Origin of the sequence: Treponema parvum (assembly GCF_017893965.1) — a bacterium.
Taxonomy (GTDB): domain Bacteria; phylum Spirochaetota; class Spirochaetia; order Treponematales; family Treponemataceae; genus Treponema_D; species Treponema_D parvum.
The window spans coordinates 2,568,403-2,595,060 of sequence record NZ_CP054142.1; the positions used below are offsets into that span (position 1 = coordinate 2,568,403).

Annotated in this window: 25 protein-coding genes; 4 read left to right on the forward strand and 21 right to left on the reverse strand. The window is 45.5% G+C overall.

Annotated features, from left to right (window positions below; genetic code table 11):
- Positions 1-34 precede the first annotated feature (34 nt).
- The 16 genes from HRQ91_RS11290 to HRQ91_RS11365 form a co-directional block, all read right to left on the reverse strand.
- Positions 35-511 (reverse strand): pyridoxamine 5'-phosphate oxidase family protein, encoded by a 477-nt coding sequence (locus HRQ91_RS11290; protein ID WP_210119625.1) that lies wholly within the window; start codon positions 509-511, stop codon positions 35-37.
- Positions 512-659: 148 nt separating this feature from the next.
- Positions 660-1,070: an EamA family transporter gene (locus HRQ91_RS11295; protein ID WP_210119626.1), complete on the reverse strand. Its 411-nt coding sequence runs from the start codon at positions 1,068-1,070 to the stop codon at positions 660-662.
- Between the two features lie 80 nt (positions 1,071-1,150).
- The gene (locus HRQ91_RS11300) at positions 1,151-1,435 is read right to left on the reverse strand and encodes a DUF4491 family protein (protein ID WP_210119627.1); all 285 of its coding nucleotides are present in this window, start codon (positions 1,433-1,435) and stop codon (positions 1,151-1,153) included.
- A gap of 86 nt (positions 1,436-1,521) precedes the next feature.
- Entirely contained in the window at positions 1,522-1,716 is a 195-nt protein-coding gene (locus HRQ91_RS11305) for a hypothetical protein (protein ID WP_210119628.1), read from the reverse strand.
- A gap of 122 nt (positions 1,717-1,838) precedes the next feature.
- Positions 1,839-2,285 (reverse strand): phosphorylase family protein, encoded by a 447-nt coding sequence (locus tag HRQ91_RS11310; protein WP_210119629.1) that lies wholly within the window; start codon positions 2,283-2,285, stop codon positions 1,839-1,841.
- Between the two features lie 276 nt (positions 2,286-2,561).
- Positions 2,562-3,131, reverse strand: coding sequence for a sugar O-acetyltransferase (locus HRQ91_RS11315; RefSeq protein ID WP_210119630.1), 570 nt, complete (start codon positions 3,129-3,131; stop codon positions 2,562-2,564).
- A gap of 273 nt (positions 3,132-3,404) precedes the next feature.
- Positions 3,405-3,704, reverse strand: a complete 300-nt coding sequence (locus tag HRQ91_RS11320; RefSeq protein WP_246473230.1) for a hypothetical protein — start codon at positions 3,702-3,704, stop codon at positions 3,405-3,407.
- 309 nt (positions 3,705-4,013) lie between these two features.
- The gene (locus tag HRQ91_RS11325; protein WP_210119631.1) at positions 4,014-4,664 is read right to left on the reverse strand and encodes a sister chromatid cohesion protein PDS5; all 651 of its coding nucleotides are present in this window, start codon (positions 4,662-4,664) and stop codon (positions 4,014-4,016) included.
- A gap of 171 nt (positions 4,665-4,835) precedes the next feature.
- The gene (locus tag HRQ91_RS11330; RefSeq protein WP_210119632.1) at positions 4,836-5,282 is read right to left on the reverse strand and encodes an aldo/keto reductase; all 447 of its coding nucleotides are present in this window, start codon (positions 5,280-5,282) and stop codon (positions 4,836-4,838) included.
- A 78-nt stretch (positions 5,283-5,360) separates the two neighbouring features.
- Positions 5,361-6,701: an ATP-binding protein gene (locus HRQ91_RS11335; protein ID WP_210119633.1), complete on the reverse strand. Its 1,341-nt coding sequence runs from the start codon at positions 6,699-6,701 to the stop codon at positions 5,361-5,363.
- Between the two features lie 459 nt (positions 6,702-7,160).
- Positions 7,161-9,077, reverse strand: a complete 1,917-nt coding sequence (locus HRQ91_RS11340; RefSeq protein ID WP_210119634.1) for an ABC transporter ATP-binding protein — start codon at positions 9,075-9,077, stop codon at positions 7,161-7,163.
- A 342-nt stretch (positions 9,078-9,419) separates the two neighbouring features.
- Positions 9,420-11,138 carry an ABC transporter ATP-binding protein gene (locus HRQ91_RS11345; protein WP_210119635.1) on the reverse strand — a complete coding sequence of 573 codons (1,719 nt, stop codon included), beginning with the start codon at positions 11,136-11,138 and terminating at the stop codon, positions 9,420-9,422.
- Between the two features lie 2 nt (positions 11,139-11,140).
- Positions 11,141-12,877, reverse strand: a complete 1,737-nt coding sequence (locus tag HRQ91_RS11350; protein ID WP_210119636.1) for an ABC transporter ATP-binding protein — start codon at positions 12,875-12,877, stop codon at positions 11,141-11,143.
- A gap of 47 nt (positions 12,878-12,924) precedes the next feature.
- Entirely contained in the window at positions 12,925-13,233 is a 309-nt protein-coding gene (locus tag HRQ91_RS11355) for a VOC family protein (RefSeq protein ID WP_246473231.1), read from the reverse strand.
- Between the two features lie 123 nt (positions 13,234-13,356).
- Complete coding sequence (locus HRQ91_RS11360; RefSeq protein ID WP_210119637.1) at positions 13,357-15,141, reverse strand: ABC transporter ATP-binding protein; 1,785 nt, start codon at positions 15,139-15,141, stop codon at positions 13,357-13,359.
- A gap of 264 nt (positions 15,142-15,405) precedes the next feature.
- The gene (locus HRQ91_RS11365) at positions 15,406-16,113 is read right to left on the reverse strand and encodes a TetR/AcrR family transcriptional regulator (RefSeq protein WP_210119638.1); all 708 of its coding nucleotides are present in this window, start codon (positions 16,111-16,113) and stop codon (positions 15,406-15,408) included.
- 306 nt (positions 16,114-16,419) lie between these two features.
- Between HRQ91_RS11365 and HRQ91_RS11370 the strand changes: the two genes are divergently transcribed.
- A complete protein-coding gene (locus tag HRQ91_RS11370; RefSeq protein ID WP_210117595.1) occupies positions 16,420-18,513 on the forward strand; it encodes a methyl-accepting chemotaxis protein in 2,094 nt (697 codons plus the stop codon).
- Positions 18,514-18,560: 47 nt separating this feature from the next.
- On the opposite strand, the gene HRQ91_RS11375 is transcribed toward HRQ91_RS11370, so the two are convergent.
- The 4 genes from HRQ91_RS11375 to HRQ91_RS11390 all read right to left on the reverse strand — a co-directional run bounded on the left by HRQ91_RS11375 (position 18,561) and on the right by HRQ91_RS11390 (position 24,099).
- Positions 18,561-19,733: an alpha/beta hydrolase gene (locus HRQ91_RS11375; protein WP_210119639.1), complete on the reverse strand. Its 1,173-nt coding sequence runs from the start codon at positions 19,731-19,733 to the stop codon at positions 18,561-18,563.
- A gap of 327 nt (positions 19,734-20,060) precedes the next feature.
- On the reverse strand, positions 20,061-20,837 hold the full coding sequence (locus HRQ91_RS11380) for a helix-turn-helix domain-containing protein (RefSeq protein WP_210119640.1): 777 nt from the start codon (positions 20,835-20,837) through the stop codon (positions 20,061-20,063).
- Positions 20,838-20,987: 150 nt separating this feature from the next.
- Positions 20,988-21,974, reverse strand: a complete 987-nt coding sequence (locus HRQ91_RS11385) for a TAXI family TRAP transporter solute-binding subunit (RefSeq protein ID WP_210119641.1) — start codon at positions 21,972-21,974, stop codon at positions 20,988-20,990.
- Between the two features lie 160 nt (positions 21,975-22,134).
- The gene (locus tag HRQ91_RS11390; RefSeq protein WP_210119642.1) at positions 22,135-24,099 is read right to left on the reverse strand and encodes a TRAP transporter permease; all 1,965 of its coding nucleotides are present in this window, start codon (positions 24,097-24,099) and stop codon (positions 22,135-22,137) included.
- Between the two features lie 188 nt (positions 24,100-24,287).
- Here HRQ91_RS11390 and HRQ91_RS11395 point away from each other — a divergent pair, with 188 nt between their 5' ends.
- The 3 genes from HRQ91_RS11395 to vapC all read left to right on the forward strand — a co-directional run bounded on the left by HRQ91_RS11395 (position 24,288) and on the right by vapC (position 25,956).
- Positions 24,288-25,163, forward strand: a complete 876-nt coding sequence (locus HRQ91_RS11395; protein WP_210119643.1) for a glycoside hydrolase family 113 protein — start codon at positions 24,288-24,290, stop codon at positions 25,161-25,163.
- Positions 25,164-25,318: 155 nt separating this feature from the next.
- A complete protein-coding gene (locus HRQ91_RS11400; RefSeq protein ID WP_210119644.1) occupies positions 25,319-25,516 on the forward strand; it encodes a type II toxin-antitoxin system VapB family antitoxin in 198 nt (65 codons plus the stop codon).
- Complete coding sequence (vapC, locus tag HRQ91_RS11405; protein WP_210119645.1) at positions 25,513-25,956, forward strand: type II toxin-antitoxin system VapC family toxin; 444 nt, start codon at positions 25,513-25,515, stop codon at positions 25,954-25,956. The genes HRQ91_RS11400 and vapC overlap by 4 nt, the downstream gene beginning before the upstream one ends.
- Before the next feature lie 150 nt (positions 25,957-26,106).
- Here vapC and HRQ91_RS11410 read toward each other — a convergent pair whose 3' ends face one another.
- The gene (locus HRQ91_RS11410; protein ID WP_210119646.1) at positions 26,107-26,658 is read right to left on the reverse strand and encodes a DUF3261 domain-containing protein; all 552 of its coding nucleotides are present in this window, start codon (positions 26,656-26,658) and stop codon (positions 26,107-26,109) included.

Sequence of the window (26,658 nt, forward strand, 5' to 3'; positions counted from 1 at the left end):
AAAAAAAGAGCTTCTAAAAATGAATTCATCATAATTAACCCTTAGCTCTGCTTTTTGCCGTTACGCACGGAACGTCTATGCGTAGGACCGCAACCGATTTTGTCATCTGTTCGGATATTTCGAAATCTCTGCCGGTCTGCGTTTTCATCATGAGCTTTAAGCCGAAAATCTTTTCTTTTACGTCGTCAACAAGAACTGCCGTGCCGTCTCCCATAACGCTCGCATATTCCGAACTGTATTTACACGGAACTTCGCCTCCTGAAACAAGCGCGACATCTGTTTCAAGTTCGATAAAAACGCGCGGATTTTTTTTGATAACGTCGAGTTTCCGCCCTTCCTTTGCGCTGTGCAGGTATAAGGTCAGCTGTCCGCCGGTAAACACAAAACCGTATTGCATCGGCACCACATACGGCCGGCCGTCGTCGATCATCCCGAGATGTACAACCTTTGACTTCTCTATAATCGATTGTATTTGCCTGTTATCCGTTACAGCTCTGTCGATCCTTCTCATAAATAAAACTCCTTATCGCGCAAATTTTATCCGTCCCTGACGTGGAAGATAACAAAGGTTCGTAAAAAAACGACATGCGAGGAAATTTCAATTTCCGAGAATGCCGTTTTTGTGCGCGGGAGCGCACAGTTACAATCCCTTCCGCCGTTCATAAAAACAACAGCGTTCCCGCCGTTATGAGAACGCCGCCCAACATCGTCTTTAGTGTCAGCCGCTCGTGTAAAATCAGTGCCGAAAGAATGAGCGTAAACACGATACTCAGCTTATCGATCGGAGCGACTTTTGAAACTTCGCTCATCTGTATCGCTTTAAAATAACAAAGCCACGACGCTCCCGTCGCAAGCCCCGAAAGGATAAGAAACAGCCAATTCATCCTCGTTAAATCTTTTATGGCCCTTATATTGCCGTTGATAAAAACGATGCTCCATGCCAGCAGCAGCACGATAACCGTCCGCACCGCCGTTGCAAGCGTTGAATTGATATCCTTCATACCGTATTTTGCAAAAATCGAAGTTAAGGCAGCGCATATCGCTGAAAGAAATGCAAAAAGTTTCCACATACTCTACTAATTCCCATTCTTAAATTCAAACAGGATTATTTTCAAAAACTTGCAAATTCCGTTTGCAGGTTGCCGTTCGATCAATGTTTTCCTTTTGGGTTTTTCGGAAACCAACCGCGCTCGACGCGTTTTTCCTGCTCTTTCAATTCGACTATGCTCCACAGGCACGCCGTGCCGATAAGCGCAAGAACATATGCGGCGATACCGTCCAAAAACAGCGCCGCCGCCAAAAACGCAATGCCTGCAACAAGAAAAACCGGCCACACTTTAGCAGAAAAATAATATTCGCACTTTACAACGACGGGATGAAAAAGTCCGATAATTGCAAGAGACGCAACGCCGATAATGATCGCTTCAATATTCATCCGGTTCCCCATAGAGAGCTGCAAAAAAACGCATCCGCCGCGGGAGCGCAAGTTCAAGCCGTATTCAGCGTAACCTCTTGATTTGATTATTTCAAGTGCGTATGCAAAAAAGCTCTGACCTTTTCCATGTTTTTTTCTTCTTCAAATACGGGATCGATTTTTCCGGTTCGGCTGCGTTTAAAATTCCTGAAAAAATTCCATGCGACTTCCGCTTCGCCCTCCCTCGGACGGTGCGCGTTGTCTTCCATGATTGCAAACTGAGCAAAAGGGGCTTCATACACTTTTTTATAATAAATAAAAGTTTTGCATAGCGCTATATCAAAAACGTATAGCGAGCCCTTTTGTATGCGGATTGTTTGAGTTAGGCAAACTGAAATTTGTCGTAGTCTTTACATAGATAAAATTACAATTTTTCCTTATATCGGGATGGTGGTAAATAATGGAATGATGTTCCCTCATCTCTCAATGCTTTTGTAGGAATAAGGAATGTATTTTCTTTTATATCCCTCAGAACCCCACAAGAACCTGTTGCAATTATTTTCTTACAACCACAAGCAATCAGCCTGTCCAAAAGCAGAACGGACGCAGGTGCACCAATATTAGGACGAACAAGACATATTCTTTGCCCTTTATACTCAACCACATATATATTTATAATTCTACAGCAATTTTCAAATTCTTCGGCAATTATTGCATTGTTATTCATTGCGAATTCATCTACGCAGTTTCCTAAGAAAGCAAACACGCACTTTTCTGGAAGTTTCAACTCTTCGCAACCATGATTTGGTTTAATTACCTCTATAGAAAAATTATCATATTCAAGTATAGGAATTTCATTTTTTATTATCATCTTCAGCATTCTCCTTTAAATATTAACTATTCATCAATTCCGTATTTATTAGTCCAAACGAGCAGAAAATAAAAATTTACCAAACCGGAAAATTCAAATTTGTCAGCTGATAAATTTACTCGCCAACTTATAAACTTGATTTATTTCTTTGCTTTCTAACTTCCAGTTATTGAATTCAGCTTTAATTAACTCCGGAAATTTTTTACTAATATCCCTTAGAGCATTTCCTACCGACTTCCTAACATATTCACTCGTATCTGCTCTCCTTGTAAAATATTAGTCTTCAATATCGTTTTCCAATTGTTTTATCACTTTTGCGGGAACGCCGGCGGCAATGCAGTTGTCGGGAATGTCTTTTTTTACTACCGCGCCCACCGCGATGATGACATTGTTGCCGATCGTTACGCCCGGTAAAATCGTGCAGTTGCCGCCGATCCATACGTCGTTTCCTATAGTTACCGGTTTTGAGTTTGCCATTTTTGCACGGCGGCCTTTCGGCGAAAGCGGATGCCCCGCCGTCGAAATAAGCGTATTCTGCCATACCATACAGTAATCGTCGATATGCACGGGAGCGATGTCGAGAATGGTTACATTGTAATTGGCGATAAAATCTTCACCGACGCTGATGTTTTTGCCGTTATCGCAATTAAAAGAGGGCTGTATGTAAGCGGCTTTGCCGACCGAGCCGAGCAACTCTTTGAGCGCCGCATATTGACTTTTATAATCGGCAGGATCGATCGCATTGTATTTTTGACAGCCTTTCAGCGCCCGCTCTTTACGCTGAACCACTTCATCGTCAAAAAAACAATAGTCGAGTCCCGAGTCCAATTCTTCAAGTTCCGTCATCGTATACTCCCATAAAAGTTTATTGTTTTTTCGCTTGCCCCGTGTTTTCAGCCATTCATTAAACCTGTTCGGAAACTTCAGTTTCGGAATAGGGTACCTTAAAATGCGATGTTCTAAATCGTGCTATTTGCGCGATTTAGAACTCGTCAATCTGTTCGACAACGGAGCTATCGAACAGATTTGTTATACGCATCAACGAGCGGACGGCCGGCAATATAAGAAAGTTCAGGTTAAGTCAAGTAAGTAAAAAATACTTTGCAAAATAATTTGTAATTAAAAAACTTCTATCTCTCCCTTGTATTGATGCGCTTTTTGTATCAACGTGCCCTTTGCACCCATAGTAAAAGCGATATCGCTGCTTCGAATTGCCAACAATTTGTCCCCGACTTTTATATCCAGCGTTTGCATTAAAGAGTTTGAAAGGCGCACTCCATTATCTTTCAGTGTAAGCCAGCCGTATTTTATCCCTTTATATGAAATTAATTCGCCCTCTTTTAGTGTCCTATCCGCCAAATTGGGATTTTCTTTTAGGATGTGATTCAGCTTTGAGCGGAAAAGCAGCGGTTCGCTCATCACACAAAATCCTCCTGTTTGCTTGCTGCCGGAAACGATGTAAATATGCTGTTCTTTTTGCAGCTTATATTCTTCTACCGCTGGTGTCGGAAAAGTTGTTTTTCCGTTTTCGCGTATCACGGCCCAAGGTTTAACTTCGAGCGCTGGAATAGCGCGCTCTCGTTAAATGCCGAGTTTGCGCAAGCGCAAACATCGCTTATAATATGCTGTTTCTCACTCCGTTACGAAACAGAAAATTCGGCAACCTTCAAGATTTGATAATCTTTTCGCTTGCCGAATTTTAAAGAACCGAAAATATATTTTCCACCTTTACTCATCTGCGGCATACTTATTTTTCTCCAATGTTTTTTTCGTTATGCGGATTGCACCGTTCGCATGAATGCGGACAACGGTTTGCGGATCATGTTCCGCAAACCATTCTAATTTTTTTAAATACGGTTCAACCGAATGCGGCAGCCGTTTTCCCATCACCCGAAACATTTCCGGTGCTTCAATTCGTACTCGCTCTCCCCTGTCCGTCATCAGTTCATAGAACAAGTCTAATTTATCGCAAAACAGTTCCGTCGCATTCGTTGCAATATTTTCGCAAGCCCACACAAACGCCAGCCGTACCGTCTCCGCCGTGTCGGAGCGCATGTTCATCAATGCATCAAAAAAGGGAAGTATCAACCTTTTATCCGCCCTGCCTATCCGCCCCAGTGCGTTTACCGAGCGCCCTCGCAGTTTCGGATTATCGTCTTTCAAATAGCCGGCAATTTGTTTAATATACGGCTGCATCTGTAACGGATACCGTAATCCCATTTCACCGAGAAGCCACAACGCTTTTGCTTTTACGTTCACTGAATACCCGTCGCCGAGTTTTGCCGCGACATCATCAATCGCAGTGCGCCAATTCGTTTTGTCTTTTGTTATCGCTTTCAGTTCGCTGAGTATTTTTTTGTCCCTTGTTTCGTTTGCCACTGTGCGCTACACTCCTTAACGGCTTCATCGATATTTTCCACATTATATTATATTTGTCTTTGAATCTTGCGTATTCTTTCCGTCTCCCATATCAAGTGCACAAGCAGCAGCGATACACAGCACGATGAGAATCATACTTATAAGTTTTTTTCTTCATCGCTTACATACTTCTTACTTTCCGCTGAATACGGGGAAGCGACTGTCGTCGCCGTAATCGACAAAGTTTTTTAACGCGGAAAACGATGCCATCTTTTCTTTTGTAATTTCGAAGTCGAGTTCGGCGTTGCTTTTCATGTGATCGGCGTTTGCGGTTTTCGGAAGCAAAACGAAACCGCGCTCAAGCGTATAGCGGATGCACAGCTGCGCGGGCGTTACGCCGTATTTTTGCGCGGCAGTTTTTATTTCCGCCGCGTCTTTGATACAGCCGAGTACTTCATCTTTTCCGTAGATGCCGTCCGTTATCGGTTTTCGCGTTCCGTCGGGCGGTAGGATTGCGACTTTTATGAGCGGATGCGCGTTGTTTTGCGGTAAAATACGCGCAAGCAAATTCGAGCCGAAATAGTACGTTTCCAGTCCGCCGCTTACATAATCGGGATATAATAATCTGATCGTTTTCATGAGCATCCCTTGTTTACCGATACTATAGCATGTTTATGATACCATACAAAGTGTGCCTGACGTATTTGATTGCATTGTTTAAATCCGATATTCAACAAGAAACGGCGTCAAATATACCGGTTTCTTTTGCAACGCTCCCTTTGTTACCGCATCTTTTTGAGACAATACATACAGAGCGCCGATATTTGCTGAAAACTTTTTTGCAAATTCAATGATCGATTCGTGCTTTCCGGTTCCGGATGACTTTACTTCAAAGGCCGTAATTTTACTGCCGTCTGAAATCAAAAAATCAACTTCGTAATAATGGGTGCTTCCGCTTTTTTCCCATGTGTGATAATACAGTTCACGGCCTGCTCCAGTAATCATTTGAGCAACCGTATTTTCATAGAGATATCCCAAATTGGCAGGCAATTTATCCGAAAGCAGCTTTTTATAAAGTTCGTTTTCTACTGCAGGTCTGTCAATAAACATCAAGGTGATAAACAAGCCTGTGTCGGAAAGATAGAGTTTGTAGCTGTCAAAGTCTTTTGTGTCCGCCAGGCTTACCATCGGATCGGTTGTATTATAACATGGCAGTACGGTTTTCGAATCAATCAGTTCATAAAGAAGCTCTTCAGACTTCGTATTATTTCTTTTACCGATGGCCGATGTTACTCTATATTTTCTTGCCCCTTTCGCCAACTGTGCCGGTATGGCATGATACATTGCCGATATTCTTCCTGACGGATCGAGCTTTCTAAAATCATCTTCGTATAACGTAATAATTTGGCGTTTTATCTGATCAATTTCAGTGAAATTCTTGCCGCGAATATATGCATCTACTGCCTGCGGCATACCGCCTACTGCCATATACAGTCTGAAATCTCTCATCAATTTTCTATTTGTCGCTTGACCGATTGCGTTTTCTGTTTCATAAATTTGCTGTAACAATGCGTAGTCATAGCCTGCAGCTCCGCAAAACTCCTCATAGTCCATCGGGTGAACCTGTATTTTCATTTCTTCCGACGGGATGAGAATATCTTTCACATTTTTCTTGATTGAAATCAGCGAGCCCGTTTCCAGATAATGATACCGCCCATCCTTCACGAGATGCTTGATTGCCTGCCGTGCTTTCGGAAAAAGCTGCACTTCATCAAATATAATCAGGGATTCTTGTTCATACAGTGTTATACCCGTTTCTGCCTGCAATCGTAAAAAAAAGAGAGGGAGGTTTCCTATGTCATCAAAGCATTTTATGATGTTATCCGCATTTTTTGAGAAATCGATAAGAATATACGATTTGTATTCATTTTTGGCAAAATTTTCCGCAAGTGTTGATTTGCCGACCCGTCGTGCACCTTCGAGCAATACCGCATAACGATCGGCATAATGCTTTTTCCAATCCAGAAGTTTATTATATGCCTTTCTTTTGAAAATCATATATTAGGTATAATATCAAACTTTATGCGTTTCTTCAAGATTTATTTATCGGTTTTTGTGCATTTCTTCAATACTTATTAATTAATATTTGTACGTTTCTTCAAAATTTTGAAAGTACTACAAGGTAATTCCAATATCCATCCGCGGCTTGAGAATCAGCGCTAAGACAGCCGATATTCCTTGAAATAATCAATATACGGATTACAGTGCAGTTTAAATTTGGTAATTATTTTGGGCGCTCCGGTTTACGCCTACTGCGTAAACCGTCGGGCTTTACGGGGTTCCGCTTACGCTCCATTCCTTCTCTCGCGCACCGCTCGGTCAGGAACGGTTTTGCCGCCCCTCCAATCCCTAACGCATACATGAAACGACGCATATCCATGTATGTTTGCCCAACGACAAGTTCTTTCAAGTTTATTCGTAGAAAGCAAAAAACATCTACAATACTACAAACCTTTTTTACACCTTCCACTCGATACCTTTTTGGAAGTTTTCCCACATGCCGGCATAGAGGCCTTTGCGTTCGAGCAGCTCGGCATGCGTTCCCGTTTCGACAAGCCTGCCCTCATTGATAACGCAGATTGTATCGGCGTTTACGACCGAAGAGAGGCGGTGAGCGATCATAATGACGGTTTTGTCTTTGAGCAGTACGTCGAATGTTTTTTTGATTTTGTATTCGTTTTCGGCGTCGGCAAAGGCGGTCGCTTCGTCAAGTACAATAATCGGTGCGTCCTGCAAAAGCGCGCGGGCAATGGCAAGCCGCTGAGCTTCTCCGCCTGATACGTATGTGCCCTTGGTGCCGTAGACGGTGTCGATACCGGCAGGCAGTTTTTCGATGATGTCCATGCACTCGGCTTTGCGGAGCGCTTCCGTCACTTCTTCGCGGCTTGCGTCTTTTTTGCCGTAGCGGATATTTTCGAAAATGCTTTCTTTAAAAAGCTTATTTTCCTGAAACACAAAGCCGACGGTGTGCAAAAGGTCGCTTGTTTTAATGTCGCGGACGTCGACACCGCCGATACTGATTGAACCCGAATCTATTTCCCAAAAGCGGCCGAGCAAATTGACGAGGGTGGTTTTTCCGCCGCCTGAGGGACCGACGAGCGCGGTAAGCGAATGCTCGGGGATGTGCAAGCTGATGCCGTTCACTGCGGGGCGGCCGGCGGCTTGCGGCATTTTATCGCCGTCGGGGTTTGAGTTCCCCGTGTCCGTTTCCGCAGATCCCGCCGTTTCCGTTTTATAGGAAAACACCACATCCTTAAATTCTATATCGTATTTTTCGGGCAGCACGGATTTTTCCGGTTCTTCGGTCAGCGACGCCTGCAAAATATCTTCAATACGGTTGAGTGCATCGTTCGACCGCTGATGAAAGGTATTTGAGTACATGATTTTTATCAGCATGGTGTAAGTAACCGGTGCAAAGGCAAGGTAAAACACAAAGCTGTAAAAAAAACGCGCATCGAGCGTTGCCGTTCCCGCTATCAAAAGCGCGGCAGGCAGCAGGAATAAAAAGCCCGCTTTAATGAGCGCGAGAAAAATCGAATACCCGTTTTCCCAAGATATCGAATATTTGTGCACGAACTCTTTGTAATTCATAATCGAGGTGTAGAAGTTTTTAAAATAGTAGACGGACTGATTAAAGGTTTTAATAACCGAAATACCGCGCACGTATTCGGTGCCGGCATTATTCATCTGTTCGAGCGCGTCTTCATATTTTTGCATAAAGCCCGAGCTTGAACTGATGCGCATTAAAAGCATTTGCAGCACGAACGCAAGCACGATTGGCAGCAGGGACACCAGCCCCAGCCGCCAATCGAAAGCGAGCATGAGAACGAGTATCGCAAAGGGAGAAACCGTATTTTGCGCGGTATCGGGCAGGCTATGAGCGATCAGCGTTTCAAGCTGATTGACGTTTTTTTCAAACACCTTGCGCACTTTACCGCTCACATGCGTGATATGCCAACCTATCGGAAGTTCCGCAAGCGTTTCGGTCATCCGAATCGAAAGGTTTTCCTGAATCGTAAACGCGGTCGCGTGCGAAAGCATAAGCGCCGCATAATAGAGCACAAAGCCCGCCGCAGCCGAACCGACGGCCCACAGTCCGTAGCGTGCAAGGGCGGCGGCGTTTACCGCCTCTTTTGCCGCAACTGAGGAAATCACATCGCGCATTACAAAGAATACCATAATGTACGGCACAAAACCGACGAGAGCGCTCAAGCCGGAAAGCACAAGCGACAGCGACAAAAGAGATCTGCTCTTTCCCGCATAGCTTAAAAGCCGCTTGATAGTCTGCTGCTTTGCAGGATTGCGTTCCGCCGTTTGCTGTGCCGGCTGTTCTTTTGCCGGATTTTCCGCCGGCCGGTTTTGTTTATTATTCATAGAGAAATCCCCCTACTTATCAATTACGCATTACCAATTATTCATTAACAATTATTATGCCGACCACTGCTCGCTTTCCAGCTGCAGCCGATACATACCGGTCCGATGCCATCACCGGAAGATGCTCTTGCGGAGCAGACGGTAAAATTTTATCCTTCCTTAAAAAAACGGCATTCGAAGAAATTTCAATTTCCGAGAATGACGTTTTCGTGCGCGTGCCCCGCAACGAGCGCGTAAGCGCGAAATTTCGAGCGGCGCATACGTTAATTAGCGACGTTTGCACAGCAAACTCGCCGTTTAATGAGACCGCGCTATTTCAGCGGTCGAAATTAAACCTCCCGTTTAATAAACATACGTCTCCGTCAAACCCGATTTTTCAATCATGCTGCGGTAGAGCGGTGAAGCTTTTAGGAGTTCAGCGTGCGTACCTTCCGCATCGATTTTGCCCTTATTCATTACGATGATTTTGTCGGCGTTTTCGATCGACTTGAGCCGGTGCGAAATGATAATCACGGTTTTGCCCTTTATGAGCGTGTTGAGGCTTTCCTGAATTTTCATTTCGTTTTCCACATCGAGCGAAGCGCTGATTTCGTCGAGGATGATAATCGGCGCGTTTTTCAAAAGGGCACGTGCAATGGAAAGACGCTGACGCTCTCCGCCTGAAAGCCTGCTGCCGTTTTCGCCGATAACCGTATCGTAGCCGTCCGGAAGCGCTTCGATAAATTCGGTGCAGTTTGCAAGACGGGCGGCTTTTTTTACTTCGTCGTCGCTTGCGTTTTTATTTCCGACGCGGATATTTTCCATAATCGACGTATTAAAAAGTCCGACATCCTGAAACACAATCGAAATTTTATCGAAAAGGCTGTCGGTGTCGATCTTTGCAATGTCTTTGCTGTCGATAAGGATTTGTCCCTTGTTGTAATCGTAGAGGCGGGATGCAAGGCGGAGCACGGTTGTCTTTCCGCAGCCTGAAGGGCCGACAAGGGCGGTAACGCGGTTTTGTTCGGCAGTAAACGAAATGCCGTCGATAACCTTTTGCCCGTCGTTATACGAAAATTCGACGTTTTCAAATTGAATGCCGTAATGCCGCAAAGAAGCGGGTTCGCCTTCCTGCGTTTTTGTTTCACGCAGCTCGTTAATGCGTTTAACGCGCGAATCGATATACATCATCTCCGCAAGATTCGCTTCGACGCCCGCAACCGCGTCGGTAACGCGCGAGGCTGCGATAATATAGCCGATAAGATACAAAAGCGGTGCCGTGCCTGCCAGATACATTTTTAGTCCGAAAAATACGGTAACGCCGATAGAAAACTTTAAAAACAGCAGTGCGATGTTGAGAGGAATCGCTTGATGTGCTTCCACAGTTAAGTGTAGTTTTTCCGCTTCATCGACATTGCGATTCAGTTTTTCAGCCGTGTCTTCCGTAAGACCATAGCTTTTAATTTCCTGTTGCAGTTCTATCGCTTCTTGAAAAAATTCCGTGCGCTCACGCTGTTTATGAAAGTCCCGCGTTGTTTCCCGTATTTGAATTTTTTTCGACAGGATCAATAAAATAAAGCTGATGATAATCGGGACAAATACGCATAAACCCAATCCCGGATGAGCGGCAATCATCATCGCGCCGATTATAATCAAATACAGCACAAGACCGATTGTTTGCGGAATTGCGTGGCTGAGCGCATGTTCGATTGCGGCGACATCGGTCATCACCGTTTGCGATAAATCGGAAACATCGTGCTTCGAAAAATACGCAAGCGGCAGCGCCTTGAGCCGGTCGGCAATATTGACGCGCAGTTCCGTACATTCTTTGAACGTCGCGGTGTAGAGCGTATTGTAATTGATATGCACGAGCACATACATCACAAGCGCAAGGGCAGCAATAATACCGATATAAAATCCCGCCGGCCGCAGCGTTCCGTCAAAATAACTTTGCAGGAAAAACATTGTCAAAAACATCGGTAAAATAAACGAGATATCCGCAAGCATCGACCATATTGACGCGGTAACTATTCCTTTTGCTCCCGATTCGGTAACCCCGAACCATTTTTGTAATTTATTCATTCTTAGACTCTCCACTCATTTGCTTGAGAATATAGCTTTTGCAGCCGGCTATACTTTCCGCATTTTTGCATAAGCTCGGCGTCGCTGCCGCGCTCGATGATGTTTCCGTCTTCGACAACTAAAATCTCGTCGACATTTTTAATCGAGCTGAGGCGGTGCGCAATCATAATAACCGTTTTGTTTTTCATCAAATTGGAAAATGCCTGCTGAATTTCGTATTCGTTTTCGGGGTCGGCGGCCGCGGAGGCTTCGTCCAAAATGATAATGTCCGCGTTTTTCAAAATAGCGCGGGCGATCGCAACGCGCTGAATTTCTCCGCCGGATAAGTGCACGCCTTTTGAACCGATAACCGTTTTTTCACGTTCGGGGAATTTTGCCAAAATGTCTTCGCAGCGGGCGAGCCGGAGCGCGTTCATCACTTCTTCATCGCTTGCATTTTTATTACCCATTTTGACGTTTTCAAAAATGCTCGTTTTAAAAAGCTTCGACGTTTGGAACACAAAGGCGATACTGTGCATAAGCGCATTCCGTGAATATGACGAAATATCCTTTCCGCCGATTAAAACGTTGCCTGAATTTATTTTATAAAAACCGGAAATAAGTTTTGCAATGGTTGATTTCCCGCCTCCGGACGAACCGACCAGCGCGTAGGTTTTGTTCGGCTCCAACGTAAAGCTCACGTCTTTTAAAATCTTTTCGTCGGTATAGCCGAACGAAACGTTTTTAAATTCGATTCCGAAGTTGTCAAACTTTTCTTCCGTGCCGTGTTCGAGATTGTCTTTTTCCATGTCCGCAAAAAGATTTTCGAGCTTATCCACAACGCTTTTTGCCTGAAAGTTGTACATTCCGACATACATCACGCGCATAAACGCCGAAAAAAGAATGCCGGCAATGCACACAAAAAAGACGATTTTTGCAATGATGAGATTTCCGTCGGTGCCCTTATTCATAAAATAAATGGCGGCAGGAATGGTAAAGACGGCAAACAGGTTAAACAGCACTTGAAACATCACATACGGAGAACGGCAGCTGAGCGTGTACTTGTATGCCAAATCCGAATAACCGGTAATCGCTTCGTAAAACGCCTTAAAGGATTCGACGGTGCTTTTAAAGATTTTTACAATCTGCATACCGCGCACATATTCGACCGCTTCGGCATTCATCCGTTCCAATGCCGCTTGATACTTCTGCATAAAGTTTTTATTGCCCATCATAAACATCATCTGCGCACCGCCGATAAGCGCAACGCCGAGGAGCAAAAAACCGAGCTTTACATCGACCGCAAACACGATGATAAACATAAAAATCGGCGTAAACAGCGCGGAAATATTGTCGGGAATTAAATGCGCAACCAGCATATGCGTTTCCTGCGCGTTGTCGTCTATGAGCTTGCGAATTTTTCCCGACGGGTTCATATCGAAAAACGCAAAGGATGCGTTCATCAAATGTTTGATTGCGGTTTTGCGCAAATTCGATTCAAGCCGAAAACCGAGTACGTGCGACGCCCACAAAGCGGCAAAGTATACAACCGAATAGCCCGCCAACAGCGAAACGATCACCGTCGCGTACATCGAGCCGTCCGTAACGTTTTTTGTAACCAAAAGCGCGTACAAAAACTTCCATAAAAACCAAAATGCCCCCATCTGAGAAGCAACTCCCAGTACGGCGCACACCACCGAAATATACACGCAATGTATTTTTTCCGGCGTATATTTAAACAATCTTTTATATGTGTCCATTCAGACTCTCCTACACTGTTTTATTTATAAACGATACGATCGTTTCTTCAAGCCCGCTTGTTTTCAAAAAACTTCAGCCAATGCCCGTCGGGGTCTTCAAAGGTGAGCAATTTCCCGTAGGCTTCTTCCCTGATATCTCCGATCAGTTTGACGCCGAGAGAAATCAAATGCCGCCGCATTTTTTCAATATCATTTACCTCGAACATAATCCGTGTTTTTGCAGGCTGTACCGCACCTTTTTCCGCAGGTCGTTGCAATAGGGCGAACGACGTTTCTCCTAAATCGAATTCCGCCCAAGCACCGTCCTCTTCAATAAACTTGAGTTCAAAACCGATGTCTTGATAATTTGTCTGCATAAAACCACGGCAGCGGATTTTAATTTATTTGAACAGCATGCAGCATTTTTATCGGCACAGTTTTTTACAAACCGCCGCTTACCGATTATCCATTATCAACTGCCCATTATTCATTAACAATTATTAAGCCGACCACTGCTCGCTTTCCCGCTGTAACCGATACATCTGTCGATAAATGCCGTCCTTTTCCATCAACTCGGAGTGGGTGCCGGTTTCGGCAATCATACCCTTGTTCAGTACGATAATCTTGTCGGCGTTTTCGACGGTGCGCAGGCGGTGAGCGATGACGATAACGGTTTTGCCCTTTATAAGTGTGCCGATAGCATGTTGGATGAGCGTTTCGTTTTCGGGGTCGAGGGCGGCAGTTGCTTCGTCCAAGAGGATGATCGGCGCGTCTTTTAAAAGAGCACGGGCGATGGAAAGCCGCTGGCGTTCTCCGCCCGAAAGGGTATAACCGTTTTCGCCGATTTCCGTGTCATAGCCTTGCGGCAGTTTTTCGATAAACGAATCGCACTGTGCGGCTTTTGCGGCGGCAAGCACTTGTTCCCTTGTAGCGTTTCGGTTGCCGATTAAGATATTGTTGTATACCGTGTCGTTAAAAAGCACTACGTCCTGAAACACAATCGAAAAGGCTGCAAGCAAAGTTTCCGGATCTACGGTGGAAACATCGACGCCGCCGACGCTCACTGTACCCGATGAAGCGTCCCAAAAGCGTGCAGCCAAGCGTGCAATCGTGGATTTACCGCAGCCCGAGTGCCCCACGAGGGCGGTAATTTCACCCTGTTTTGCGGTAAAACTGATTCCGCTTACCGTATTCTCGTCTGCGCCGTCAGGTATATTTGCGCCGCCGCCTGCACTTTCCCCGCCATTCGATTCATTATACGAAAACGATACGTTATCATAGCGAATATCGTAACCGTTCGGCTTGAAGGTTTCGCTTCCCGTCTGTTTAGGATAGTTGACAATCGCCTGTTTGCGTTCAACGGCAATCATCATTAAAAAGAATTCACCGAGCATCATAAACACCGTCGTCAGCGGATCGAAAATGCGGCAGGCGACCAGCAAAAAGACGATATATGTCAACAGTTCGATTCTCCCATGCGCCAGCAAGTACGCTCCGTATGAAATCACCAGCGGAAAGCCGAAGCGGACAATCGCCGCCGAACCGAAAATAAACGCTCCGCCCACCGCTTCCGCTTTGAGCGTTATGTACGTTGACTCGGTAATATCGTTTTTGAGCTTTTGCACATACACCGCTTTTTTATCGGAAGATTTCAGCACTTTGATATTGTCGATCATCTGCTGAAGGGAATCGTAGATCAAATCTTTTTGCGCAAACGCTTGCTTTGCTTTTTTATCCAGCACTGATCGGGCAGCGACGATGATAAAAAATCCTGCAAAGGCGAAGATAAAAAGCGCAATCGTCATCCGCCAATCCAAAAACGCCAAAAGAGCCGCGGCAATCAAAATCGAAATGATGCCGCCGAACAGCTCCGGCACGGCGTGCGAAAGCGATTCTTCAATCAGAGTAACGTCGTTCAAAAGCGTCGAAGTCAAATACGATAAATCCCGCCTGCCGAAATACGACAGCGGGAGCTTTCGAAGCGATTCGGCAAGCGAAATACGCACATTTGCCGCTTCTTCATACGCACTGTTATATGTCTTGCCGTACTTCAGCTTTTCGAGGATGAACAACACGGCAATCATCGCGAGAGCGGCCGCCGACACCGCCCATACATTCGGCGCTTGAAAGCCCAGCTGCATAATACGCGCCAAAAAATAGCGCAGCACATACAGCGAAAGCCCCAATGGAACCATCAAAAACAAATTGATAATAGTGCCGAACGTAATCGCCGAACGCAAGTTCCGCGTCCCCGCGTCAGACAACGCGAAAAATCTTTGCAGCATAATTTCCCCTAATTCATCAACCACGGCCTTTATCAAAATACGAAGATTGATAAAGCCCCGTACTATCTAGAATATTATGTTAGCCGACGCTAACATAACACTGTTATGATATAAAGCACGAAGAAATTTGTCAAGAAAAAAGCGGCAAACCGATGAAAGTGTATAATCGCAAATCAGTTAGAATATACGGCGCTGAATTACACTATGAATGAAACGATTGTAAATGATAAAAAACGTTTGCCGTACCGTAACCGAAAGCCTTTTTTATTCTGTTTCGCACAGAATTTTCCGCCAGCCTGCTTCGTAAAATTCGTCGAGCAGGGCAACGTACCGGAGCGCTTCTTCGTATAGGATGTCCAAGCGGACGGTTTCGAACAGGCAGTTCCAAAAGCTTTTGTCGACCGCCGAATACAGGCGCAGGTCTATGCCGGAGCGCAGTACGCCGCCGAACTCTTTGAGCGACGCCAAAACGCGCACGTCGGCTTTGTATGTATCTTCCATCATGAGCGAAAAAAAATCGGCATAGCGCGTGCCGGCCGAACCGCACACGAGCAGCTTTACCGCGCGGTAATGTGCATATACGAAGTCCACTGTTTTTTTGCGGCCTTCAAAACGAAAGGCGCGCCGCTTTTTCGTGTCCGGCGGCATATTAAAAAAGGTGTCGTACATTGCGCGGTGGTTTGCCAAAAGAGAATCATACACGTCTTTTACAAGCGCGTCAAAAAGCGCTTCTTTGTTTTTAAAATGAAAATACAGAGAGCCGGTCGTAACGCCGGCAAGTTTTGCGATCTCCCGCATCGAGCTTTTCGCCCAGCCTTTTTGCAAAAATTCGGAAGCGGCGCACTCTAAAATGCGCTCTTTGGAATTCGGCGCCTTTGTCTTTACGTGTTCCGCTGATTGCTCCGATTGCGACGGGAATTTTGTATGAGCATTATTTTTCCCGCGTTCGGGTTTTATATCCGTTGCTTTCATATCGAATGTAAGCAACGCTAATATGTTTTTATCCGTTTGTCAATGTTTTGCGTTTCGTGCTATTTCGCCACGCTCTTTGCGTTTCGGCACAAAACGCAAAAAGCTATGCAAATTCACGTACATGCAATGTGCACATGCAATGCGCGTTCTTTTCATATCATATATTCAGTGATATACTATTCTTTATGACGTAAGGAGATTGCGTTCCTTAAAATTACACGTCAATTTATTTACCGTCGACGGGCGGCGGTTTCTTCCTATTAAATCAAGAATGAAGATTTATTTACAATAGTTTGGAGGCTTTAAATGAAAAAGCGTTTTTCTATAAGTTATAAACTTATCATTATTTTCGGACTTTTAATCGCTATAACTTCGGCAGTTGAAATCGTATTCGCCGTCCTTGCGTCACGAAAAGCGGTCATAGAAAAAGTTGAAACGCATCTTATCGACAAAGCTACCGACGTTGCCAGCATTGTCGACGGAAGAGTAAATGCATTTTTTCAACTGCTGGAAGGAATTGCCAGAATGCCTCAATTACAAGATCCCAACATATCATATTCTGTAAAGCTTGATCTTCTCAAAAAAGAAGCGGCCTTTAATCCGATCATATTGGATTTACAAGTCAGCGATACTCAAGGAACGACATATACCTTAAGTGGATCGCTCAAAGAGGGTCATAAAGAATGGTACAAGACAACCGTAGCAGGCGGAAGAGGAATAACTGAACCGTTTCTTTCGGCATTCGACCACACAACTTTTTTAATTATTTTCGCCGTACCTATTTATAACAATGACCACAATATCGTAGGAACGTTAAATGCCATTATAGAAGCACAAAGACTTTCCGGTTATATTAAAGACATAGTCGTCGGTAAAACGGGCAATTGTTATATAATGGGTAACAGCGGTACTATTATTGCCGATAAAGACGACGAACTGGTTAAAACTCAACTGAACATTATCGAACAGGCAAAAACGGACGAAACGCTTGCTTCAACCGCCGCTTTTTTGGAACACGTTTTAGATACCGACGAAAGCGAAATAGGCTACTATACATACGAAGGCGTATCGTACATAGCCTCTTTTGCTACGATGCAGACTACCGATTGGTCGATTATTGTCCGCGCACCGGTTAATGAATTTATGGGAACGGTAAATAAGCTGAGCATATCGATGAACGTTACGGGACTGATCATATTGATCGTCGTCCTTATTATTGTTTACTTCCTTGCCCGCGAAATGGTAAGGCCAGTAAGAATCGTCGTCAAAGCTTTAAAAGACATTGCGCAGGGCGAAGGCGACCTTACGGTACGTCTTCCGATAACGGGTAACGACGAAGTAACCGACTTGTCCGAATACTTTAATCAGACTATAGCTAAAATCGGCTCGTCAATTAAAGCGGTAGGCGAAAACAGCAGCGTCATGGAAGAAATCGGAAGCGAACTTGCAAGCAATATGACCCAAACTGCAAGCGCGGTACACGAAATCAGCGCAAACATAGACAGCATTAAGCAGCAGGCCCTGACACAGGCGGCGAGCGTCACCGAAACCGCCGCTACGATCGAAGAAATCGTTAACACGATAAATAAATTGAACGCAAGCATCGAAAACCAGTCGGCGAGCGTCGCGGAGTCTTCTTCTGCGATCGAACAGATGGTCGGCAACATTGCGTCCATAGGACAGACTCTTGAAAAAACCGACGGCGTGATTAAAACTCTCGCCGACGCAACGGTCGACGGTAAAACCACAATCGTTAACTCGAACAGTGTAACTCAAAAGATCGCAGAAGAATCAGGCAGTTTAATTGAAGCGAGCGCGGTTATTCAGCACATAGCTTCACAGACGAATTTGCTTGCAATGAACGCTGCGATCGAAGCCGCTCACGCAGGCGAAGCGGGTAAGGGTTTTGCCGTCGTCGCGGACGAAATACGAAAGCTTGCCGAAGATTCCGCCGAACAGGGTAAAACGATAACCAACACTCTTAAAACACTCTCAGGTGAAATTGAAGATCTTTCGGCCTCTTCTAAAACTGCAGAAGAAAAGTTCAACGTCATTTTCAGCTTAACCGAACAGGTAAAAACAATGAGCGACCGCTTGACGGAAGCCATGCAGGAACAGGAAAAAGGCAGCAAGGAAATGCTCGCCGCGATCAAAGACATAAATACCGTAACGGTAGAAGTAAAAGACGGTTCCGAAGAGATGCTTAAGGGAGGCGAAGGCGTCGCTAGGGAGATGGAAAAACTTGACGGCCTTACAAGAATTATTACCGATAGCATGAACGAGATGGCTGCTGGAGCCATTCAGATAAACAACGCAGTACAGGAAGTAAACGAGATCACTCAAAAGAACAAGGCGAGCATTCAAAACTTGGCGGAAGAAGTGAAGAAATTTAAAGTGTAGAAAAAAGACCGACATTCGCAATTCTCATGATTAACGGCAGTTCATGCTCACTGCGGAGTGCGTACTGTTTCCAGCCAGCCCAGCATAGTGTCCAGCACGAGGCGGCTGTTTCCGCATTGACAGTGGTTCGACGCCGCTTCTTTGTCGGTGAACAGCCTGAACGTTACCGATTTTGCGCCGGTGAGCGCATCGATTTCTTCGCGGTATAAATGCCAATCGATAAAGTGATCTTTTGCGCCCTGCAAAATCAACACGTCCTGATCAATTTTGTCCGCAATATCGAGCATTTGAAAATCGTTCATTTTTTGCATCCATTCGTACGGGCTTTTTGCGCCGTATGCGTGCATGCCGTGATTGAGCGCCCATTGGAAAGCAGGATCTTTTTTTACTTGACTATACAACACGGCGTTTATAATGCCTTTTAAGCGAAGACGCAGCAGCGTTTTAAAAAAGTTTTGCACCGCACCGGGTAAATCAGAGAGGGCTACGTGCAAGAAATTCGGAAACACCGACCATGCGATAACCCGCGTAATGCGCTTTTCGAATGCGGCGGCTCTGGGCGCAAGCATTCCGCCCAACGAAGCGCCAACGATAACAACGTCGTCCAGGCCGAAATGATTAATGATCGCCGTAACCGGTTTTTCCCATTCGTGCGTAAAAGTCGCTCCCTGCACGCGCAAAACGCCGCCCTGTCCCGGCCCTTCAAAAAGATACACATCGTAGCCGTTTTCAGCGAAATACAACATGGGGAAAAACAGCTCTTCAAAATAACTGTCGTTCCCGCCGTGCAAGAGTATCGTTCCTTTCGGCGTTTTATGCGAAGCGCTCATGCCGGCTTTTGCGTGCATAACCGGAAGACGGATCGAGCCGAACGGAACGTCGAAGAGTTCAACCGTGCCCGACGAAAAATAATCGGCATAGTACGTGTAAAATAGATCGACGGCTTTTTTATAATAAGCAAGTTTGTCGCCGTCGCCGTCCGCCATAAAAAACTCGCTCATGCGATAATAAGCGATCGCGTTTTCGGTTCTGCTTTCTTTGAGCGCATTGTCTCCCAAGCGGATGAGCGTATGCTTCCAGTCGTCATGCGTGCGAATACCGCGCGACACGGCGGCCGTTTCATCCAAGTCGCCTCCGTCCCAATTGATAAGCCTATTAAGCTGAAAATTATAGTTTGCATTGTCATTTAAATTATATAAACCGACTTTAAATTGAATCATAGTTCCTCCCATAAAAATTTTTGCAGGAAGCGACAGTACAGCTTCAAGCGGGGCTGTCCAAAAACTGAAGTTTTTGGACAGTTTTCTTAATGTACTATGCGATGTTTAAAATTAAGTCATTACAATATAGAGACTTAATTTTAAACTCGACGGGCTGTCGAAAAAGTAACCGACTTTTGAGACAGCCCTTATAGAATAACGGATCGGATAGGAAAATACTTCCACCAGGACGCTGTTTTTCAACCCCTCGATTTTTTTCGTCGAAGTGAAGTAATTTGGAGAACGCGAAGAGTTTCGGCAAGATTTTTTTAAGCGATGTTGCCGGTATCAGCTTCCGCTTTTGAGAAAGTCCGTAAACGATATGCCGCAGTATTTTTTGCAGGCGGTCGCAAAATGAGAGGAACTTGAAAAGCCTGCAAGGATTGCGGCGTTCGTTATGCTCATGCCTTTTTCGATAACGCAGCGGCAGGTCTTTTCGAGTTTTTTTAAGAGAAGATAGTTTTTAAAATCGATGCCGACTTCTTCTTTAAACAAATGTAAAAATCGGCTTTTGCTCAAACACAGCGTACGGGGAAACGTATCGTATGCGTCGCTTTCGATACTTTCGCATTGCTCTATAAGGCGGATCGCTTCGGTGATACGGCAGTCCATATTTCGCGCTCTCTCTCGCTTGCAAAGATCACCGAATACGTATGCACCGTTCGCTTTCCGCTTCTTTTGCTTTGCATGCATGGCGAGAGTGCCGACAAGATATTCATCTACGGCTTCTAAGGGATCCCTGTTCTCAAGCATACATATGAGATGCTTTTCAATTTCACTCGGAAGCGCACCGAAGTTTTTCCCTTTTAGCAGTTCATCGTCGATTATACGTGAAAGCTCGGATGTCGTATCGATCAAAAACACCGCCATAGGCGCATCCTTGTTCCGCTTTATGCGATGCATGACGTTCGATTGAATGACGATCGAGCGCAGATTTTCACTTGCTTCTTCCACAATGCAGGTAAAAGGCAGGGAAGAAATGAGCACATGCTTTGCAAAATGCTTATGCGCTTGCGGGTCGTCGTAGCGCGCCAAAAAGACAATGCGGTCGTCTTTATATATCATACCGTTTGTATTTTAGCAAAACACGAATAATTATTCATTGTTTGTGAGCACAGATGCGCCCCCTCCCGTCCGCAGCGTGTGAGTATTACAGTGTCGCCATACCGCGCAGCACAAAACCTCTACCGTACCGGAGAAATCGGACGCCGCCCGTTAATCGACGGAAACACCGATTTCTCGGTAATAGCGCTTTGCGCCTTCGTGCAGCGGCAAGCCTGCAATATCCTTTACCGCATCCTGCGCCGTCAAGCCTTTTAAATTGCGCTGCGCATTTCCGAGTTCGTCGACGTTTTCCCAAAAGGTTTTTGTGAGCATATACACCGTTTCATCGTCGAGCGTCGAATTGCAAAACATCGTCATCTTAATAGCCGTCGTTGCAATATCCGCATTTTGTCCGGGATAGGTTCCCGCAGGAATCGTATAGCGCGCATACCACGGATAGGATGAACGTAGTTTTTCTAGGATATCGTCTCCGATCCCGACAAGACCGCATCCCGACGAACACGCCTGAGAAACGGCGGCTGCGGGAATACCGCTCATAATCCATGCGCCGTCGAGCGCGCCGTTTTGGAGCATGTCGGCCGCGTCCCCGAACGCGATGTATTCGGTTTGAATGTCGGATGGATAATTCAAGCCCGCCGCGGTAAAGTGGTTTTTGCACTCGCCTTCAACGCTCGATCCCGCAGCGGCGACGGCAAAATGTTTGCCTTTGATGCCGGAAAGAGAAGTTATGCCGGACTTTTTTGTAACGACGACCTGGTTCGGATTAAAATACAAACCCGCTATGATGCGGAGATTTTTATTCGCAGCGCCATCGAAGCTGTCGGTGCCGTTATAGCTTTGATAGCAGTTCGAACTGACGGCAATAGACACTTGCGACTCTCCGTCGGCGATCTGATTAAGGTTGTCGATTCCGCCGTTCGACGCTTGACTCGACGCGCTCACAAAATCGATCTTCGTGTCCCACACGTTTGTGATCGCGGCTCCTACCGCATAGAGCGCGCCCGAAGCGGACGCCGTCGGAAATTTAATCGTCACTTTTTCGTGTCCGCCCGCCGCAGTCTTTTTTCCGCTGCAGCCTGCAAGTATGGCAGCCGCAACAAGTGCGGCAAAGATAATCCTAATCGATACGTTTTTCATATTCACCCCTATAAAAACTTTTGCAAACCTCTAAAAACCGACAGAGCTTTTAAAAGCAGCTTTTATTAAAACTTCCATTTTCAAAAAATTCAACCGCGCGCTTTGCAGAACACATGCAAGCGCACTATCATTCGTGTAACCATATTCTTTGAGCCTCCGCTTATGTGCGCTTTTCCGAATCGGAAATCTTTTTCGCCTGCACTCGGTTTTTTGCGTATTGATAAACGCACACCGCTGCAAGGAGCGCAAAACCGATCGCATCGGAGACTACGCCCGCATAGAGCAAAAGAGGCGCAATTGCGATGAGAGCCGCCCGTCCCGGAAGGGTTGCACGGCGCAAAAGCCATCCTTCAAGACCTGCGACAAGCGTCACCGTGCCGACCGATGCCGTAAACATCGACCAGAGGCTCATCGCGAGAGGAGCGCTTCCGCTTCCGATGAGCAGTACCGGATTTGCCAAAAAGAAAAACGGAATCAAAAATCCGACGAGCCCTATCCGCACGGCAAGCAGTCCCGTTTTAAGCTGATCCGAGTCCGCAATGCCGGCTGCAACGTAGCAGCTGATCGCGACCGGCGGCGTGATATTCGAAAGGCATGCGTAGATGAGGCAGAACAAGTGCGCTGCTATCGGAATCACGCCTGTTTTTATTAAAACGGGAACGGCGACAGCCTGCACGATGACGTAGGCCGCCACGCCCGGAACACCCATTCCCAATATCGTCGACATAACCATGACAAGGAGTCCCGTTAAATAGATGCTCTTGTTCGGCACGACGTTTAAAATCACGTAGCCCATGTTTAGGCCGAGGCTCGTCAGCGTCACGGTTCCGATGATGACGCCTATGATAATGCACGACACACCCACCCCGACGGCACCCTTCGTGCCTTCCGCACAGGCGGCGATTATCTTATCCGGTGTCATGCGAGTGTCTTTTCGGAGCCAGCTCGCGCCGACGGCGGCAAAAATAGAAGCAACCGCAGAAAGAAGAGGAGTAAATCCTTTCGCCATCATAGCGATAAGCAGCACGAGCGGGAGCACAAGATGTCCCTGCTCTTTCAGCACTTTCAAAGCATCAGGGATGTTCTCTTTAGAAAGGCCGGGAAGCCCCATGCGCTTAGCTTCAAAGTGGACGGCAAGCAGAATTCCCAAATAATACAAAAACGCCGGCACTATCGCTGCGAGCATGACGGCAGTATAGCTTATGTTCAAAAACTCGGCCATGACAAAACCGACGGCGCCCATTATCGGGGGACAAAATTGACCGCCGGTACTCGCCGTCGCTTCGACCGCCGCGGCGAATTCTTTTTTGTATCCTGTCCGCTTCATAAGCGGGATCGTGATCGTACCGGTCGTCGCGACATTTGCGACGGCCGATCCGTTTATCATGCCCATGAGGGCGGATGCTAAGACGGCGACCTTTGCAGGTCCTCCCGGCGTGCGCCCGACAAGCGTCAGAGAAAAATCGTTGATAAACTTTGAAAAACCGCTGTGCTTTAAAAAAGAGCCGAAAACGACGAACAAAAAGATATACGTCGCCGACACTCCGACGCCGACGCCCAAAATTCCCTGCGTACCCCAAAACTGCGTGACAAGGACTCGCTTTATCGTAAAGCCGTTGTGTCCGAGCTGTCCCGGAATATATTTTCCGAAAAAATTATACGCAAGGAAGAGCGCCGCAAGAAAAGCAAGGTTTCCCGATGTGCGGCGGGCCGCTTCAAAAACGACGGCAAGCGCAATCGCCGCAACTGCGATTTGAAAAGGCGTAACGCGGCCGCCGCCCCGAGCGACCGCCGTATAGTGAAGTATAAAATAGCCGAACGTAAAAAGAGCAAACGCGATGAGAAAAAAATCGACAACGGGTGGAAAGCGGCGCTTTCTGTTTTCTTTTTTCGTCGCAGGATACAATAAAAAAGCGAACAAAAGCAAAAAGACGCTGTGAAACGCGCGCAGGTTTACGGCGCTCATAACCCCGACGGTATTGAAATACAGCTGAAAGACAGCCCAAACGCAGAGCAAAACCGTAATGATTTTTTCCGTCGGACCGGTATATACTCTGGTGCGGGAGTCGGTGTCCTTGTCTTCAAGCAATCGCTGCGCGACGGCAGCCTCGGTCGATTTCGGCATACGCCTTCCTAAAAGTTTGTATGCAGTCGATTGTATAAATATGCATAGGAAAAGTCAAGGATTCGAAAAATGCGGCGAATCACGTAAACCTCTAACCTAAAATTCCGCATTGACGCACGGGCGACAGCAACAGTCTGCAAACGGCTTTATTCGATACGTGTCTTTCTGTATACTGTTTTAAAAAATCTATGATACGAAAAATTCTGTTTTTTATCATTCTGCTTCCGGTCTGTTACGCGCATACGTCGCCTATGTACGGCATAACCCTTGACGACCTCTCGCCGTCTTCGATAGACGGCATTATCGCCGCAATACGAGCGCTTCCGGTAAAGCCTACCGCCCGCATAGTAATCGACGCCGATATCGAACCGTCTGATTTTATTCCCCTGCTTTCCCGTCTGCACGATGTCGCACACATAATGCTCTGCCCATGCGATTCTTACGATATGAAGCTCTATAAAACGGTAGAGTCATATAAAAAACGTTTTGTCGAATGCGCCTTACACCTTGCCCGATATGTAGATATTTGGGAAGTCGGAAACGAAATTAACGGCAAGGGCTGGACGGGCGGAACAGATGCGTTAAACGGCCAAAAAGCGTACGCCGCGTGGATTTACGCACATGAGAGCGGATTTAAAACGGCACTGACGGCATACATGTTTAAGCCGGGCGACCAGGACATATCTATGGAAAACTGGCTTACGGAGTATATACCTTCCGATATGAAAGACGCCCTCGATTACGTGCTTGTAAGCTACTATGATGAAGATAACGAGGGCAAACACGAAGACTGGCACACAATGTTTGAAAACCTGTATTCTCTGTTTCCTAATTCGGCTTTAGGCTTCGGTGAATGCGGCTTTGCCTCTCCGCATAAAGCAGGGCGCTCTTTTGACGCACAGGCGGATGCGTATTATCTTATGACGCCGTATAACGATCGCTATGTGGGCGGATATTTTTGGTGGAATTGGCAGGAAGACTGCGTTCCGCATAAAAACAATCCCCGCTGGCAAAAAATGTACGATAACTTTCTCCGGATGAAAGAACTGTTTGAGAGCAGGTAAATACAAACCTGTTCAGGCAATCCACAACATTTGATTATAAACAAGAGGAAGTGCTGATTAAATGTGTTCCTCGCTTTAATCAGCACTTCCTTAATGCAGCGTTTTTCTTGCGATTACACATTATTATGTGTATATTGTATGTGTGGAGGTTTGTTATGGCTACGAATCTTGCAATAAGCGAAGCGCTTCTCGAAACGGCCTATAAAATAGGCGGTTATAATTCAAAAAAAGAAACTGTGAATACAGCCTTAAAGGAATTTATCCAAAGGCGGCAATCAGAAGAACTGATCCAAATGTTCGGTCAGATAGAATATGATTCGGACTATGATTACAAAAAAATGAGAAGCAGATGAATTTTATACTTGTAGATACATCTGTGTGGTCATTGATTCTCAGGAAAAGAGAGCTTTGTCAAAAAGAAAAAAAACTTGAGTCATATTTGATAAATCTGATACGGAAGAGACGTGTGATAATGATTGGTCCGATACGTCAAGAAATTTTAAGTGGTATTTCTGATTTGAATACGTATACAACCCTAAGGCAGAAGCTTGAAACATTTTCAGACTTTGAAATAACGACAAGAGATTATGAAACAGCCGCTGAATATTTTAATCTTTGTCGAAAGCATGGGATACAAGGTTCTCATATTGATTATTTAATTTGCAGTGTAGCGGCGAATAACAACTTTTCTATACTTTCCTTAGACAAGGATTTTTGTAATTATAAAAAATATATAGATATAGATATTATTGATGAAAATGAATGGAATATGCAAACGGCCGAGACTCGATGACTGCAATGATGAATTCATGGGCGATCGGTTCGGGACGCATAGCCGGTGAAAGCGCTGCAAAAAACGCAGGTAAATAATTCGCATCAATCGGGATATTTCCGATCGTAAACGGTGCGGAGCGTGCAAAAAAAGAACGCTCCGCATTTTTTATCACCTTATAGGTATCAATACGTAAGAATGACGCTTTTTATGATCGATAAACCGAATAAGCGACGGACTGTTTGAAATTTCAATAATGCATTTTTCTTTGTCATATATGCGTCTTATCTCTTTATTGGAAGTATGCTCCGTCTCTATAGCCAAGCGTAAGCCGTTTTCGGAAAAGACTTTAGCAACATCGCCCACTTTGTAAAAACACCACTGAAATTGAGCGATGATTTCTTGGCTTGTAATTCCCGCCGGAAAATCAATATCTGAAAGCTTTATTCCCTTATCATCGTATCTTATTTCAGGCATCGCACCCTTTTCCTTGTTTAAAAACATTATATGGACGAGAGTCTTATCTGCTTTTAAGGAAATAATGTAAGAATGTCTTTTTTCTTTTAGGTTTACGTTCAGCTCATATACGTCGTGAACCGGGCGGAATAAATTTTCCGTCGGTAATAGCGGTACGTTTTTAAAATACGACACATTCACCTTAATCGACCGATCGGCGTTTATGTTTTTTTGCGTAGTCGCACACGAAACCAATAAAAAGATCAT

Excerpts from the sequence above, each read along its gene's own strand:
- HRQ91_RS11360 (WP_210119637.1), bottom strand. The coding sequence starts at position 15,141 with ATGCTGCAAAGATTTTTCGCGTTGTCTGACGCGGGGACGCGGAACTTG.
- HRQ91_RS11335 (WP_210119633.1), bottom strand. The coding sequence starts at position 6,701 with ATGATTTTCAAAAGAAAGGCATATAATAAACTTCTGGATTGGAAAAAG.
- HRQ91_RS11310 (WP_210119629.1), bottom strand. The coding sequence starts at position 2,285 with ATGATAATAAAAAATGAAATTCCTATACTTGAATATGATAATTTTTCT.
- HRQ91_RS11370 (WP_210117595.1), top strand. The coding sequence starts at position 16,420 with ATGAAAAAGCGTTTTTCTATAAGTTATAAACTTATCATTATTTTCGGA.
- HRQ91_RS11385 (WP_210119641.1), bottom strand. The coding sequence starts at position 21,974 with ATGAAAAACGTATCGATTAGGATTATCTTTGCCGCACTTGTTGCGGCT.
- HRQ91_RS11340 (WP_210119634.1), bottom strand. The coding sequence starts at position 9,077 with ATGAATAATAAACAAAACCGGCCGGCGGAAAATCCGGCAAAAGAACAG.
- HRQ91_RS11290 (WP_210119625.1), bottom strand. The coding sequence starts at position 511 with ATGAGAAGGATCGACAGAGCTGTAACGGATAACAGGCAAATACAATCG.
- HRQ91_RS11395 (WP_210119643.1), top strand. The coding sequence starts at position 24,288 with ATGATACGAAAAATTCTGTTTTTTATCATTCTGCTTCCGGTCTGTTAC.
- HRQ91_RS11295 (WP_210119626.1), bottom strand. The coding sequence starts at position 1,070 with ATGTGGAAACTTTTTGCATTTCTTTCAGCGATATGCGCTGCCTTAACT.
- HRQ91_RS11355 (WP_246473231.1), bottom strand. The coding sequence starts at position 13,233 with ATGCAGACAAATTATCAAGACATCGGTTTTGAACTCAAGTTTATTGAA.
- HRQ91_RS11330 (WP_210119632.1), bottom strand. The coding sequence starts at position 5,282 with ATGAAAACGATCAGATTATTATATCCCGATTATGTAAGCGGCGGACTG.
- HRQ91_RS11390 (WP_210119642.1), bottom strand. The coding sequence starts at position 24,099 with ATGCCGAAATCGACCGAGGCTGCCGTCGCGCAGCGATTGCTTGAAGAC.
- HRQ91_RS11400 (WP_210119644.1), top strand. The coding sequence starts at position 25,319 with ATGGCTACGAATCTTGCAATAAGCGAAGCGCTTCTCGAAACGGCCTAT.
- HRQ91_RS11375 (WP_210119639.1), bottom strand. The coding sequence starts at position 19,733 with ATGATTCAATTTAAAGTCGGTTTATATAATTTAAATGACAATGCAAAC.
- HRQ91_RS11315 (WP_210119630.1), bottom strand. The coding sequence starts at position 3,131 with ATGACGGAACTTGAAGAATTGGACTCGGGACTCGACTATTGTTTTTTT.
- HRQ91_RS11410 (WP_210119646.1), bottom strand. The coding sequence starts at position 26,658 with ATGATCTTTTTATTGGTTTCGTGTGCGACTACGCAAAAAAACATAAAC.
- HRQ91_RS11300 (WP_210119627.1), bottom strand. The coding sequence starts at position 1,435 with ATGAATATTGAAGCGATCATTATCGGCGTTGCGTCTCTTGCAATTATC.
- HRQ91_RS11380 (WP_210119640.1), bottom strand. The coding sequence starts at position 20,837 with ATGATATATAAAGACGACCGCATTGTCTTTTTGGCGCGCTACGACGAC.
- HRQ91_RS11320 (WP_246473230.1), bottom strand. The coding sequence starts at position 3,704 with ATGAGCGAACCGCTGCTTTTCCGCTCAAAGCTGAATCACATCCTAAAA.
- vapC (WP_210119645.1), top strand. The coding sequence starts at position 25,513 with ATGAATTTTATACTTGTAGATACATCTGTGTGGTCATTGATTCTCAGG.
- HRQ91_RS11365 (WP_210119638.1), bottom strand. The coding sequence starts at position 16,113 with ATGAAAGCAACGGATATAAAACCCGAACGCGGGAAAAATAATGCTCAT.
- HRQ91_RS11350 (WP_210119636.1), bottom strand. The coding sequence starts at position 12,877 with ATGGACACATATAAAAGATTGTTTAAATATACGCCGGAAAAAATACAT.
- HRQ91_RS11345 (WP_210119635.1), bottom strand. The coding sequence starts at position 11,138 with ATGAATAAATTACAAAAATGGTTCGGGGTTACCGAATCGGGAGCAAAA.